The organism is Hamadaea sp. (assembly GCF_013362815.1).
GTDB lineage: Bacteria > Actinomycetota > Actinomycetes > Mycobacteriales > Micromonosporaceae > Hamadaea.
In genome coordinates this window covers 31,469-45,278 of the sequence record NZ_JABFVK010000028.1, presented here as the reverse complement: position 1 = coordinate 45,278, position 13,810 = coordinate 31,469, and the positions used below count along the sequence as shown (strand labels likewise).

The window sequence follows — 13,810 nt, the reverse complement described above, 5'->3', positions numbered from 1 at the left end:
CTCCGCGTCACCGGCCCGTACGCTGTCGGCCGTGACCTCCGTCGAACACATCCGGGACGCCGCCCGCGCCGACCAGTATTGGGCGCTCGTGCCGCAGGGCCCGGGTTTCTGGAGCCTCTGCCGGCTGGACGACACCACCGGGTTCATCAGCCCGCCGGTGCATGTCTCCGGCGCCATCGGCGTCCATCCGGGGGTCGCCGTCGGCTGGGCCCAGCGGGTGACCGGACTGCCCGCGTGGGTGCCGATGACGTCCCGCCCCGGCATCCTCATCGAGGAGGCGTACTCGCTGGTCCTGGAGATCGCCCGGCAACCGCGCACCGGGCGGCGGATCGTGCTGCGGGTCGAGGCGGACCCGCAGCGGCCGAGCGGAGCGTCCGTCGTCGTCCGCGAGCGGTGGGACGCGTCCGGGCTGTACAGCGACGCGCTGTCGGTGGTCGACCGGGCGGAGTTCGCCGACGAGGCGCAGATGCTGCGGCAGACGGCGGAGGGGTTCGGGCTCGACCCGGCGCTGTGGACGCCGGTGCTCCCGGGCGTCGAGTACGCACACGGCCCCCTGTCCTGACCGGACACTGTCCTCATGTGACAGACAACCGGACTGGACGGCCACCCAGCGGTGCCCCAGGATAGGTGTCGGTGCGGCGGCGCCTCGTTCGACACGGCTCGCACCCGACCGCGTCGCCGCACCGACACCCGTCGGCGTCAGAGCACGCCGGCCTGCTGGATCACGCCGACGACCGCCTTGGCGACCTCGGGCATGCCGCCGTCGGAGGCACAGTCCACGTAGGCCACGCTGACCACGTCGACGCTGACCACGTAGGAGAAGGCGTCCCGGCATTGGGTCGGCTTCTGCGACCGCAGCGCCTCCTGGCCGAGCCGCTGGTCTGAGGTCAACGTCAGCAGCTGCTCCAGCTGAGCCGCGGTGAGCTTGCCCGACTTCGTCGTGCCGTCCTTCGCCGTCTTCGTCCAGCTGCCGTCCGGCGTGACGGCGACCTTGTCACTCATTCCAGCGATGCCGCCCGCCCGGCGTACCTCGAGAGTGGTGAACCGTGCGGCGAGGGTGGGTGCCGCCATCGTCGCCTCCGTCGAGGGCTGCTGACCAGGGGCGTCAGCGCAACCAGCGAGCAGCGCCAGGGCTACCGCTATGACACCTAGTGTCCGTCGGCTGGACAAGGATGTCACATTTCCAGCATTCACAATGTGTCTTCCTTCGATATATAAATCTCTCGGTGGCTACCGCCATCATCACACTAAGTCGGGGAGGACTCAGTGAGAAGATCCATCGCGATCGCCGGCGCCGCCCTATTGATGGGCGGCGTTTTGCTCGGCACCGCGCCCGCGAGCGCGGCTCCGAGCGGCTCGGCGTCCGCCGTCGACCGCGCCGGTCAGGCGCTGTCCGAGCATAGGGCCGCCGCGGCGGCGTCCGGGGCCGACGCGTTCAGCGCCTACCGGACCATCACCGACGCGAACGGCGCAGCGCACGTGCGCTATACGCGTACCTACCATGGGCTGCGGGTCTACGGCGGCGACATCGTCGTGCACACCAGCTCCACCGGCGCGTACGCCGGAACCTCGGTCGGTCTCGCCGCACCGCTGACCCTGAGCCCCACGGCGAAGACCTCGTCGGCTCAGGCGAAGGCGGTGGCCCGGCAGAACTTCCGGGGCACCATCACCTCCATCGGTGACTCCGAGCTGTTCGTCGACGCCTCCTCCGGCGCCGGCAAGCTGGCTTGGGAGACCGTCGTCACCGGCTGGGGCCCGGACCGGCAGACCCCGTCGAAGTTGCACGTGATCAGCGACGCGGTCACCGGGGCGTACCTCGGCGCGTTCGACGAGATCGAGACGGTCGCCGGCACGGGCAACAGCATCTTCTCGGGCACGGTCACCGTGGACACGACGCTGTCGGGCAGCACCTACTCGATGGTCGACCCGTCGCACGGCAACGGCCGCACCTGCGACCTGAACAACGGAACGTCCACCTGTACGACGTTCACCGACACGGACAACGTCTGGGGCAACGGGACGAACTCCAACCGGCAGTCGGCCGGCGTCGACGCCCACTACGGCGCGGCGCTGACGTTCGACTACTACAAGAACGTCCACGGCCGCAACGGCATCTTCGGCAACGGCACCGGCGTCCCGTCCCGCGTCCACTACGGGAGCAACTACGTCAACGCGTTCTGGGACGGCGCGCAGATGACCTACGGCGACGGATCGGGCAACGCCAACCCGCTCGTCGCGATCGACGTCGCCGGGCACGAGATGTCGCACGGCGTCACCGAGAACGTGGTCTCCGGCGGTCTGACCTACTCCGGGGAGTCCGGCGGCCTCAACGAGGCGACCAGCGACATCTTCGGCACGTCCGTCGAGTTCTACGCCAACAACACCTCCGACCCGGGCGACTACCTGATCGGCGAGGAGATCAACATCAACGGCGACGGCACGCCGCTGCGCTGGATGTACAACCCGGGTCTCGACGGCGCTTCCCACACGTGCTGGTCCACCAGCACCAACAGCGTCGACGTGCACTACTCCTCCGGTCCGGCCAACCACTTCTTCTTCAACCTGTCCGAGGGCACCGGCGCCACCTCGTGGGGCACCAGCCCGCTTTGCGGCAGCGCGCCCGGCATGGTCGGCATCGGCCGGGCCAAGGCGGAGAAGATCTGGTTCCGCGCGCTCGACGTCTACTTCACCTCGAACACGAAGTACGTGAACACGACCACGCCGTCGAACACCTCGCGGGCGTACACGCTCAGCGCCGCCACCGACCTCTATGGTCTGTGCAGCGCCGAGTACAAGGCCGTCCAGGCGGCGTGGACCGCGGTCAACGTGGCCGGCTCCGACGCGGCCTGCCCGGCGGGCAACGACTTCTCGATCTCGGCCTCGCCGGCGTCGGGCTCGGTCAACCCCGGCGGTACGCTCACCAGCACGATCAGCACCGCCCTGACCAACGGCTCGGCCCAGACGATCAACCTCACCGCCTCCGGGCTGCCGAGCGGCGCGACCGCGACGTTCAGCCCCACCTCGGTGACCACGGGTGGATCGTCGACGCTGACCATCGCCACCGCCGCCAGCACGCCGGCCGGCACCTACAACGTCGTCGTCACGGGCACCGGAACCTCGGCGACCCACACGACGACGTACGCGCTGACGGTCAACGGCCCGCCCGGATGCTCGCAGACCAACGCGACCGACGTGACGATCCCGGACAACACCACGGTCGAGTCCCTGATCACCATCTCGGGCTGCACCGGCAACGCCGGCGCCGGCTCGACGGTCGAGGTGCACATCGTGCACACGTACATCGGTGACCTGGTCGTTTCGCTGGTCGCCCCGGACGGCACCGTCTACACACTGGCCAACCGGGCCGGTGGCTCGGCGGACAACATCGACACCACGTACACGGTGAACCTGTCCAGCGAAGTGGCCAACGGCACCTGGCGGTTGCGCGTACAGGACGCCGCCAGTAACGACACCGGTTACATCAACAGCTGGACGCTCAACCTCACCTCGGTCGCCCCGCCGACCTGCTCCGGCACGAACGGCTCCGACGTCACGATTCCCGACAACACCACGGTGAACAGCCCGATCACGATCTCGGGTTGCACCGGCAACGCCGGCTCGACCTCCACTGTGGAGGTGCACATCGTGCACACCTACGTCGGTGACCTCGTCGTCTCGCTGGTCGCGCCGGACGGCACGGTGTACGCGCTGCGCAACCGGACCGGTGGGTCGGCCGACAACATCGACCAGACCTTCACCGTGAACCTGTCCAGCGAGGTACGCAACGGCACCTGGAATCTGCGCGTCCAGGACGCCGCCAGCGTCGACACCGGTTACATCAACAGCTGGACACTGACCCTCTAACAGCACCCTGGAGCACCACCGCACACCCCCGCGGAGCGGCGCCGGTCCTCGTGACCGGCGCCGCTTCGGATGTCAGATGCGGGTGTAGCTCCAGCTCACCATCTCGCCGTCCTGATAGGGCATGACCCCGTGGAACTGACGCGGGTCGTCGTCGAGCACCATCGGCAGCCACTCGTGATCGCTCGCCCACATGGGAACGCTGCGGATGGCGTCCACCTCGACCCACTCCAGGGTTCCCTCGTCCGGCCCTTCGTGGAGGTCGCCGGCGTACGCCTCGACGCGGAAGACGAAGCCCAGCCAGTCCTCGCCGTGTTTGCCGAAGCCGGGCCACAACACCGTGCCGCGCAGCGTCAGCTCCTCGGCGATCAGCCCGGACTCCTCCTTGATCTCCCGGCGTACGCCGGTGACGACGTCTTCGTCCCGCTCGACCTTCCCGCCGAGCCCGACGTACTTACCCAGGTGGAGGTCGCCGGGTCGCTTGTTCCGGTGCAGCATCAGCACCTGCCGGCGATCCGGGGAGAGCACGTACGCCAGCGTCGCCAGCACGGGAGTGACCATGGCCCGACCCTAACTGCTCTTCGCCTTCTGGCGTGCGTAGTAGGTCCGGGCGCGGTTGCGATCGCCGCAGTCCTTCGTGTTACACCAGCGACGGTTCCGCCGCGGTGACGTGTCGAGGTAGACCCAGCCGCACTTGGCGTCTTCGCACTGGTGGAGCCGGTCGAGGTCGGCCCGTTGGGTGAGCGCCAGCAGGCCGCGTACGACGCGATCGCGCGGCAGGCCGAGGCCGATCTCCCGGTCCTGCCACCGCCACCCGTCACCGGTACGCACCAAGTCGGCGGCGGCGATGGCCGCCCGATACATGTCCGCCAACGCGGCCGCAGCATCGGCGTCGTCGGCGAAGAGCGTTCCATAGACCCGTTCCCGAGCGTCGACGACCTCCCGGCGTACGCCCTCAGCCCGAGCCGGGTCCCGTTGGGCGAGGTCCCGCAGTACAGCCGCCTCGTCCTCGCTGATCAGGCCGAACTCCAGGGTCCAGCCGAGCACCTCGGCGAAGGTGAGCAGCCGCTCACTCCGCTCGGGGCCGCCGAGCCGCCAGTCGACGGTGTTCACCAGATCGAGCATCGGATCGCCCGCGATGCGGCTGAACCTCATCAGGACTCCTCTCATGGGTAAACCCATTGTTGCATGTGAGGGGACCGTCTGGCATCCTCATCCTTGATCGGGCAAACGCCCATGAGAAAGATCGGGAGATCTCACGTGCCACTCGCTCCACCCAGCACTTCCCCGCAAAGCGCCAGAAGATCCTTCGCAGCCCTCTGGGCGTCACAGGGGTCCTCGAATCTCGCCGACGGAGTCCTGCAGGCCGCCGCACCGCTGCTCGTCGCGACGCTGACCCGGGATCCGCTCGTGGTCGCGGGCATGACCGTGGTGCAGTGCCTGCCTTGGCTGGTCGCCACTCTCCCGGCGGGCGCGCTCGCCGATCGGATCGACCGGCGTCGCATCCTCACTGCCGGAAACTGGTTGCGCGCGGGCGGATTCGCGCTGCTCGCCATCACTCTCGCCAATGGGTGGCACCACGTGGCGCTGCTCTACGCCGCGGTGTTCCTGGCAGGCTGCGCCGAGACGTTGGTGGACAACGCCGCGCTCGCCATCCCGCCGCGTCTGCTCCCACGGGATCAGCTCGAACGCGCCAACGGCCGGCTGTTCGCGACTCAGTCGGTGATCAACACCTTCGTCGGGCCGCCCGCCGGAGCCGCGTTGTTCGCGCTGGCGGCGTCGGCCGCCTTCTACACCGGGGCGGCTGCCTTCGCGCTCGCCGGGTTGGCCGCATTGTTGCTGCCCGCACTTCGCCCCACCAGCCAGGACGTCAGCAGGAATCCCACTCCGGCCAGCTTCCGCACTGACATCCGCACCGGATGGGCATACTTCTGGGGCACCGATCTGCTCAGACGGGTCGCCTTCATCTCGGCGGCGAACAACTTCTTCAGCGCGGCCACCGGAAGCCTGCTCGTTCTGCTGGTCACCGGCCCGTTCGGGATTCCGGCCGCCCGTTATGGGCTCTTCATCGCGGTGCCCGCGGCCGGCGCGATCGTCGGTTCCCTGCTCGCGGCCCGAGTCGTGCCCCGCGTCGGCGGTGGCCCGATCACCTGGCTCGCCGCACTCACCCCTGCTGCGAGCTACGCCATGCTCGGCCTGACCAGCACCACAGCCCTCGCGCTCGCGGGCATGTTCTGCGCTGCCGTCGCCAGCTCACTCAACCAGATCGTGGTCAGCACTCTGCGCCAGGCCTCCGTCCCCGACGAGCTGCTCGGGCGGGTCACCGCCGCGTACCGGCTGATCGTCCTCGGCGTGGTGCCGCTCGGGGCGCTCGCCGGTGGCCTCCTCGGGCGCGGTCTCGGCCTGCGCGCCCCGTTCGTCATCGCCGCCGCCGGGCTGGCGCTCGCCGCGCTCCTGCTCGCGCCCCGGGTCACGACCCGGGCCCTCAAGGACGCCGAAAAGCCTGCGGCACAAGCGCTTCCGGACACAGCAGATGCAGTGGTACGCCGAGAGCCGGTGGCAACGGCCTAACCGCTCAGCTCAGCCGAGCCCTTTGAGCCGCCGCCACTCGCGGACGATCCGGTCGGCGTCGAGCGGTTCGATCACCACCGACGGGCCGTCCACCAGCCCGCGGTTGACCTGGTCGATCCGCTCGTTGAGGGCGGCGACGTACTGGCGCACGTTCTGCTCGGAATTCTTCTTCGCGACCTCGTCGAGCACGTCTTCGGCCGCCTTGCGAACCTTCAGCGAGGTCGGGGCGAGGCCGCCGAGATTCTCCCGGGCGACGAGGCCCTTGAGCCACCAATCCTCGTCGTAGTGCTCGCCCGCACCGGGCAGCGGCTTGCCCTTGCCGGGCAGGTCGTCGAAGTCGCCCCGCTCCTGGGCCTCACGGATCTGGCGATCGATGTGCGATTCGTACAGGCTCCCCATGGTCCGAAGATACCCGCCGCGATCTTCCGGACCGGGCACGGGATGATGGACCCGTGCCGGATCTGCGCATCACCAGCCGTAACGCCCGCTTCCAGCAGTGGTCCGCGCTGCTGACCAATCGCACCAAGCGCCACCGCGCGGGCGAGTTCCTGGTCCAGGGCGTACGCCCGATCACGCAGGCGATCGAGCACGGCTGGGCGGTCCGGGCGCTGATCTACGACCAGAACACGCAGCTCTCGCACTGGGCCACCGACCTGCTCGACACCGTACGCGCGCCGGCCGTCGCGATGGCCCCCGAGCTGGTGGCCGAACTCGGCGGCAAAGAAGAGGACGCCCCCGAGCTGATCGCGGTGGTGGCCCAGCGACCGGACGACTTCGGGCGGATCCAGCCGGCACCGGGCCACCCAGCGGTGGTGTTCGACCGTCCCACCAGTCCGGGCAACATCGGCACGCTGATCCGGTCGGCGGACGCGTTCGGCGCAGCCGGGGTGATCGTCACCGGGCACGCCGCCGATCCGTACGACCCGAAGGCGGTGCGGTCGAGCACGGGCTCGTTCTTCGCAGTACCGGTCGTCCGGGCGCCCTCCCATCGCGAGGTGCTCGAGTGGGCGGCGACCCGATCGCTGGCCGTCGCGGGCACCGACGAGACCGGCGACGTCGACGTGGCCGCGTACGGGTTCGGGCAGCCGACGCTGCTGGTGGTGGGCAACGAGACGGCCGGCATGAGCGCGGGCTGGCGCGACGCGTGCGACGCCGTCCTGAGCATCCCGATGATCGGCGCGGCCAGTTCCCTCAACGCCGCGACCGCCGGTTCCATCGCCTTGTACGAAGCGGCCCGGTCGCGGTCCCGTGCTTGACTCTTTCGTACATTCGTTCGACAATGTCGGGCATGGAACTGGTGGAGCACTGGTGGAACGGGGGTGCCGGCGGGCACCGGGAAGACGTCATCGTGCGCCGGGGACCGGAGGGCACCCACGAGGTGGAGCTGCGGGTCGGCGCGCGATCGATCAAACGGGAATACCGGACGCGCGACGAGGCGATGACGATCTCCGACGGGCTGCGGGCCGTAGGCGTGTGGCTGGAACTGTCCCGGCTGCGGAATTTCGCCACGTCCGCCGGAACGCGGTGATCCGGTTTCCATGACGGACAGAGACGTCTCGATCCTCGCCGTCCACGCCGTTCTCCGGCGGGGTGACCAGGTGCTGCTCGGCCTGCGCCAGGGCACCGGCTGGTCCGACGGTCACTGGCATCTCCCGGCCGGCCACGTCGAGCGGGAGTCCTCGCTGGCGGCGCTGGTCCGGGAGGCTTGGGAGGAGCTCGGCGTCATCGTCGATCCGGCCGCCACCCGGCTGGTGCACGTCTTGCACTTCTGGGGCTCACCGAGCCGGATCAACCTCTTCTTCGAAGTCGGCGCGTGGGAGGGCGACCCGGTCAACGCCGAGCCCGCCAAATGCGCCGCGGTCGGCTGGTTCGACCTCGACCGGCTGCCGCCCGCGACCGTTGCGTACGCCGCTCAGGGGCTGGCCCGCTATCGCGAAGGGGTCGCCTACAGCGAATTCGGATTCGCCCCGGAACGGGTCCGCTAAGCTGCGCCCCGTGACGGCGACGATCTTCGACCACCAGGAACGACGTCAGTGGCGCGACCGCGCCTCGGCGTACGCGGACAGCTTCGCGCACTTGTGCGGGCACACCGCGTCCGCACTGCTCGACGCGGTCGCGGTCAAGCCGGGTGAGCGCCTGCTCGACGCCGGAACCGGGACCGGAACGGTTGCCGCCCTCGCCGCCGCACGAGGCGCCGAAGTCACCGCCGTCGACGCCGAGCCCTCCATGGTCGCGTACGCCCGCGAACGGGTGCCCGCCGCAAACATCGTGGAGGCGATCCTCCCGTCGCTGCCGTTCGAGGACGATGCCTTCGACGCGGTGGTCGCGAACTTCGTGCTCAATCACGTCGGCGATCCCCGGGCTGCCGTCGCCGAACTGCGTCGGGTCACCCGCACGGGCGGACGGATCGCGGTCACGATCTGGCCGTATCCGCAGCCGCCGTTGCAGCGTCTCTGGGCCGACGCCGTCGAGGTGCCCGGTCTCGTCCGCCCGGCCGACCGCGTCGCTTTGCCGGCTGACCTCGACTTCCCGCGTACGCCGGACGGCTTCGCCGCGCTGCTCAGCGACGCCGGGTTCGCCGAGGTCGGCTGTGAGACGGTCGAGTGGGACCACGTGGTCGACGCCGAAGACTGGTGGAGCGGACCGGCGAACGGGATCGCTTCGATCGGGCAGCTGGTCGTGGCGCAGACGCCTGCGGTCGTCGACCGCATCCACGCCCGTTATCTGGAGCTGGCAGCGGCGTTCCGGCGGGCGGACGGGCTGCTCGCCTTGCCGACCTCAGCCCTGCTCGCCACCGGCACCGCCTGATCGGCGGTCACGCGCGGCACTCAGCGGTTACGCCGGTGGCACTGGGCGTTCGAAGAAGCTCTCCAGCACCACGACGGTCTGCGTACCGGTGACGCCCTCGACGGCGAACAGCCGCCGCAGCACGCCTTGCAGCTCCTCGGTCGTCCGCGTCCGCACCTTCACCAGTAGCGAGGCTGCGCCCGCGACGACGTGCGCCTCCAGGATCTCCGGGATCTCCGCGAGCGCCGGCTGAGTGTCGCCCATCCACTTGTTGCCGTCGACCATGACGTAGGCGAGCACGCCCCGGCCCACGGCGGCCGGATCGACGTCCACAGTGGTACGCCGGATGACCCCGCGTTCGCGCAGCTTGCGTACGCGGTCGTGCGCGGCGGCGGCGGACAGCCCGACCGCGCGCCCGAGTGCGGCGTACGCCGATGTCGCGTCCCGCTGCAGTTCGGCCAGCAACGCACGGTCGACGTCATCCAGATCACTCACGGGTTGACCGTACCAGATTCGGCGTGCATAGGATCTACCCGAATGTCATACAGACAGGAGCGAAGAATCATGGAGTCGAACGGCACGGACACGATCCCGGCCCGATTCGAGAAGCTCGACGAGCGGTTCCGCTGGTGCGACGGCGACTACGAGGTGCGCCGCCTGTTCACCGGCGCCCGCAAGACGGAGGGACCGGCGTACTTCCCCGCCGGGCGTTACCTCGTCTTCAGCGACATCCCCAACGACCGGCTGATGCGCTACGACGAGACCACCGGAGCGGTCGGCGTGTTCCGCGAGACCTCCGGGTACGCCAACGGCAACACCGTCGACCGCGAGGGCCGCCTGATCACCTGCGAGCAAGGCAACCGCCGAGTCACTCGCACCGAACACGACGGCACGGTGACCGTGTTGGCCGACCGTTACCGGGGCAAGCGACTCAACAGCCCCAACGACGTGGTCGTACGCGCCGACGGCTCGATCTGGTTCACCGACCCCAGCTATGGCATCGACTCCGACTACGAGGGCAACCGCGGCGAGTCCGAACTGGACGGCTGCTTCGTCTTCCGGCTCGACCCATCCGGCGAGCTGACCGTGGTGGCCGACGACTTCTGCCGCCCGAACGGGCTGGCCTTCTCCCCCGACTTCAAGCGGCTGTTCATCGCCGACACCCGGCAGGAACCGAGCCACATCCGGGTCTTCGACGTGACCGACGACGGCCGGCTCACCGGCGGCGACATCCACGCCGTCTGCACCTTCGGACGGTTCGACGGCCTACGCCTCGACACCGAGGGCCGGATCTGGGCGGCGGCCTGGGACGGCGTGCACTGCTTCGCCCCGAACGGCGACCTCATCGGCAAGCTGCTGCTGCCCGAGTCGGTGTCCAATCTGACCTTCGCCGGGCCGAAGCGCAACCAGCTCTACATCACCGCTGCCACGTCGCTCTACTCCTTGCGCGTCACCTTCAACGGCGCCCGCTGAAAGAGGCGCTGGATCAGGGATCTCAGCCGAATCACGGCCCAAGATTCGACCCATAGCCCTGATCCAGCGCGCACAGCGCCAAACGGCGGAGCGGGAAAAGGGCGTCTAGCGCGAACAGTCGGCGCAGCTTAAAATTCACACTGCCCAATGTGGGAGCGCTCCCAACGCCCAAGGAGACAGCATGCCCAGATTCCGCCTGCTGGCGGCCACGGCGGTGACCGCCTTGATCGCCGGCCTGACCAGCGCCGTCCCCGCCCCCGCCCAAGCGGCCGGCCCTTACAACTACGCGGAGGCTCTTCAGAAGTCCATCTGGTTCTACGAGGCGCAGCAGTCCGGCGCGAAGCTGAGTTGGAGCCGGGTCGGCTGGCGCGGCAACTCCGGGATGTCCGACGGTTCCGACGTCGGCCTCGACCTCACCGGCGGCTGGTACGACGCCGGCGACCACGTGAAGTTCGGCTTCCCCATGGCGGCCAGCACCACCATGCTGGCCTGGGGCGCGGTCGAGTACCGGACGGCGTACCAGAGTTCGGGGCAGCTGACGCCGCTGCTCAACAACCTGCGGTTCGTCAACGACTACTTCATCAAGGCCCATCCGTCGGCCAACGTCCTCTACGGGCAGGTCGGCAACGGCAGCACCGACCACGCGTGGTGGGGACCGGCCGAGGTGATGAAGATGGCGCGCCCGGCGTACAAGATCGATGCCAGCTGCGGCGGCACCGACCTGGCGGCGGAGACGGCGGCCGCGATGGCGGCGAGCTCGATGGTCTTCCGCCCCACGGACAGCGCGTATGCCGACAAGCTGCTGACCCACGCGACGCAGCTGTACACGTTCGCGGACACGGTCCGTAAGAAGTACCACGAGTGCATCACCGACGCGCAGGGCTACTACCAGTCCTGGAGCGGCTACAACGACGAGCTGGTCTGGGGAGCGATTTGGCTCTACCGCGCGACCGGCACCGCGTCCTACTTGGACAAGGCCAAGGCGTACTACGCCAACCTCGGCACCGAGCCGCAGTCGACGACGCACTCCTACAAGTGGACGCAGGACTGGGACGACAAGTCGTACGGGTCCTACGTGCTGATGGCCAAGCTGACCGGCGAGCAGCAGTACATCGACGACGCCAACCGCTGGCTCGACTACTGGACCGTCGGCGTCAACGGCGCGAAGATCACCTACTCCCCCGGCGGCCAGGCATGGCTGCAGCAGTGGGGTTCGCTGCGCTACTCGGCGAACACCGCGTGGGTGGCGCTCGTCTACTCGGATTACCTGAGCGACGCTACGCGGAAGGCGCGCTACCACGACTTCGCCACGTCGCAGATCAACTACATCCTCGGTAGCAACCCGAACAACCGCAGCTACATGATCGGGTTCGGCAACAACTCCCCGATCAACCCGCATCACCGCACCGCGCACGGATCGTGGACCGACAGCCTCACCAGCCCGACCAACAACCGGCACGTGCTCTACGGCGCGCTCGTCGGCGGGCCCGGCTCGGCGAACGACGCGTACACCGACGACCGCAGCAACTATCAGATGAACGAGGTCGCCGACGACTACAACGCCGGCTTCACCTCGGCGCTCGTCCGCATGTATTCGGAGTACGGCGGCACCCCGCTGGCGAACTTCCCGCCCACGGAGACGCCGGACGACAACGAGATGTACGTCGAGGCGGGCGTCAACGCGTCCGGCACCACGTTCACCGAGATGAAGGCGACCGTCTACAACAAGTCGGCCTGGCCCGCCCGCGCGCTGACCAACGGCTCGTTCCGGTATTACTTCACCCTCGACGGCAGCACCACGCCATCGCAGATCACCCTGTCGTCGGCGTACAACCAGTGCTCTGCGCCGACCGGCCCGACTCAGTACAGCGGCAGCGTCTACTACGTGACCGTCTCGTGCGCCGGGCAGAGCATCGCCCCCGCCGGGCAGTCCGACTGGCGGCGCGAGGTCCAGTTCCGCATCGCCAGCTCCGGCACGTGGGACCCGACCAACGACTGGTCTTACCAGTCGGCCATCGCGCGCGACGCGCACATCACGCTCTACGACGGCGCGGCGCTCGTCTGGGGTTCGGCTCCGGGCGGCGGCACGTCCGACACGACTCCGCCATCATCACCTGGTACGCCTACCGCATCGGCGATCACGTCCACCTCGGCGACGCTGACGTGGACCGCGTCCACCGACACCGGGGGCAGCGGCCTGGCCGGCTACGACGTCTACCGCGAAGCGGGTGCCACCGACGTCCTCGCCGGAACCACCACTTCGCTGTCGCTGGCACTGTCGGGTCTGACCGCCTCCACCTCGTACACGTATTACGTGGTGGCCCGGGACGGAGCCGGCAACTCCACGGCGTCGTCGCCGGTGACGTTCTCGACGAGCGCACCGCCCAACGACACCACTCCCCCGTCGGCCCCCGGTACGCCGGTCGCCTCGGGTGTCACGTCGAGCGGCGCGACGCTGACCTGGACCGCGTCCACCGACACCGGGGGCAGCGGCCTGGCCGGCTACGACGTCTACCGCGAAGCGGGCGCGACCGACGTCCTCGCCGGGACGACGACCACCACCTCGTTCGCCCTCACCGGGCTGTCACCGTCCACTTCGTACACGTACTACGTGGTGGCCCGGGACGGGTCGGGTAACAAGACGGCGTCGTCGCCGGTCACGTTCAGCACCACGGCGGTGGCGGCGCTGAGCTGCGACGTCGCGTTCGTCTACACCAACCAGTGGCCCGGCGGGTTCACCGCGTCGATCACCATCAAGAACACCGGCACGACAACGATCGGCCCGGGCTGGACCCTGGTGTTCACGTGGCCGGCGAGCGGACAGTCGGTGACCTCCGGCTGGTCGGCGACCTACAGCCAAAGCGGCCAGGTCCTCACCGCGAAGAGCATGGACTACAACGGCTCGATCGCACCGGGGGCCAGTGTGGGCATCGGCTTCAACGGAGCGTGGACCGGCTCGAACCCGGAGCCGACCTCGTTCACGCTGAACGGCGTCGCCTGCACCGTCTCCTGACCTCGCACCGTTAGCTGCAGATCAGGGATATCCATGGGATCTCGACGAGTTTTCCCATGGATATCCCTGATCTGCACCGGATCTCCTCGTCGGCGTCGGGCGTAC

14 protein-coding genes are annotated in these 13,810 nt (G+C 69.0%); 9 read left to right on the top strand and 5 right to left on the bottom strand.

Going from position 1 to position 13,810, the window contains the following annotated elements; translation table 11 throughout:
• The first annotated feature begins 31 nt into the window (after positions 1-31).
• The gene (locus tag HOV77_RS15725; RefSeq protein WP_290862888.1) at positions 32-562 is read left to right on the top strand and encodes a hypothetical protein; all 531 of its coding nucleotides are present in this window, start codon (positions 32-34) and stop codon (positions 560-562) included.
• Between the two features lie 137 nt (positions 563-699).
• Here HOV77_RS15725 and HOV77_RS15720 read toward each other — a convergent pair whose 3' ends face one another.
• Positions 700-1,071: a hypothetical protein gene (locus HOV77_RS15720; protein WP_290862886.1), complete on the bottom strand. Its 372-nt coding sequence runs from the start codon at positions 1,069-1,071 to the stop codon at positions 700-702.
• 195 nt (positions 1,072-1,266) lie between these two features.
• On the opposite strand from HOV77_RS15720, the gene HOV77_RS15715 reads away from it, so the two are divergent.
• Positions 1,267-3,864, top strand: coding sequence for a proprotein convertase P-domain-containing protein (locus HOV77_RS15715; protein WP_290862884.1), 2,598 nt, complete (start codon positions 1,267-1,269; stop codon positions 3,862-3,864).
• Positions 3,865-3,936: 72 nt separating this feature from the next.
• Here HOV77_RS15715 and HOV77_RS15710 read toward each other — a convergent pair whose 3' ends face one another.
• Both HOV77_RS15710 and HOV77_RS15705 read right to left on the bottom strand, forming a co-directional pair.
• Complete coding sequence (locus tag HOV77_RS15710) at positions 3,937-4,422, bottom strand: 8-oxo-dGTP diphosphatase (protein WP_290862882.1); 486 nt, start codon at positions 4,420-4,422, stop codon at positions 3,937-3,939.
• A gap of 9 nt (positions 4,423-4,431) precedes the next feature.
• Complete coding sequence (locus tag HOV77_RS15705; protein ID WP_290862880.1) at positions 4,432-5,016, bottom strand: CGNR zinc finger domain-containing protein; 585 nt, start codon at positions 5,014-5,016, stop codon at positions 4,432-4,434.
• 105 nt (positions 5,017-5,121) lie between these two features.
• Here HOV77_RS15705 and HOV77_RS15700 point away from each other — a divergent pair, with 105 nt between their 5' ends.
• Positions 5,122-6,432 carry an MFS transporter gene (locus HOV77_RS15700; protein ID WP_290862878.1) on the top strand — a complete coding sequence of 437 codons (1,311 nt, stop codon included), beginning with the start codon at positions 5,122-5,124 and terminating at the stop codon, positions 6,430-6,432.
• Positions 6,433-6,441: 9 nt separating this feature from the next.
• Here HOV77_RS15700 and HOV77_RS15695 read toward each other — a convergent pair whose 3' ends face one another.
• Positions 6,442-6,831 (bottom strand): DUF1992 domain-containing protein, encoded by a 390-nt coding sequence (locus HOV77_RS15695; RefSeq protein ID WP_290862876.1) that lies wholly within the window; start codon positions 6,829-6,831, stop codon positions 6,442-6,444.
• A gap of 53 nt (positions 6,832-6,884) precedes the next feature.
• Here HOV77_RS15695 and HOV77_RS15690 point away from each other — a divergent pair, with 53 nt between their 5' ends.
• The 4 genes from HOV77_RS15690 to HOV77_RS15675 are packed head-to-tail and all read left to right on the top strand — an operon-like array spanning position 6,885 to position 9,240.
• Positions 6,885-7,688 (top strand): TrmH family RNA methyltransferase, encoded by an 804-nt coding sequence (locus HOV77_RS15690; protein ID WP_290862874.1) that lies wholly within the window; start codon positions 6,885-6,887, stop codon positions 7,686-7,688.
• A gap of 32 nt (positions 7,689-7,720) precedes the next feature.
• Positions 7,721-7,960, top strand: coding sequence for a hypothetical protein (locus HOV77_RS15685; protein ID WP_290862872.1), 240 nt, complete (start codon positions 7,721-7,723; stop codon positions 7,958-7,960).
• Positions 7,961-7,970: 10 nt separating this feature from the next.
• Positions 7,971-8,417 carry an NUDIX domain-containing protein gene (locus tag HOV77_RS15680; RefSeq protein WP_290862870.1) on the top strand — a complete coding sequence of 149 codons (447 nt, stop codon included), beginning with the start codon at positions 7,971-7,973 and terminating at the stop codon, positions 8,415-8,417.
• 10 nt (positions 8,418-8,427) lie between these two features.
• Positions 8,428-9,240 (top strand): methyltransferase domain-containing protein, encoded by an 813-nt coding sequence (locus HOV77_RS15675; protein ID WP_290862868.1) that lies wholly within the window; start codon positions 8,428-8,430, stop codon positions 9,238-9,240.
• A gap of 27 nt (positions 9,241-9,267) precedes the next feature.
• Here HOV77_RS15675 and HOV77_RS15670 read toward each other — a convergent pair whose 3' ends face one another.
• Complete coding sequence (locus HOV77_RS15670) at positions 9,268-9,705, bottom strand: Lrp/AsnC family transcriptional regulator (RefSeq protein WP_290862923.1); 438 nt, start codon at positions 9,703-9,705, stop codon at positions 9,268-9,270.
• A 78-nt stretch (positions 9,706-9,783) separates the two neighbouring features.
• Between HOV77_RS15670 and HOV77_RS15665 the strand changes: the two genes are divergently transcribed.
• Positions 9,784-10,692, top strand: coding sequence for an SMP-30/gluconolactonase/LRE family protein (locus HOV77_RS15665; protein ID WP_290862922.1), 909 nt, complete (start codon positions 9,784-9,786; stop codon positions 10,690-10,692).
• 181 nt (positions 10,693-10,873) lie between these two features.
• Positions 10,874-13,705 carry a glycoside hydrolase family 9 protein gene (locus HOV77_RS15660; RefSeq protein WP_290862866.1) on the top strand — a complete coding sequence of 944 codons (2,832 nt, stop codon included), beginning with the start codon at positions 10,874-10,876 and terminating at the stop codon, positions 13,703-13,705.
• Positions 13,706-13,810: the final 105 nt, after the last annotated feature.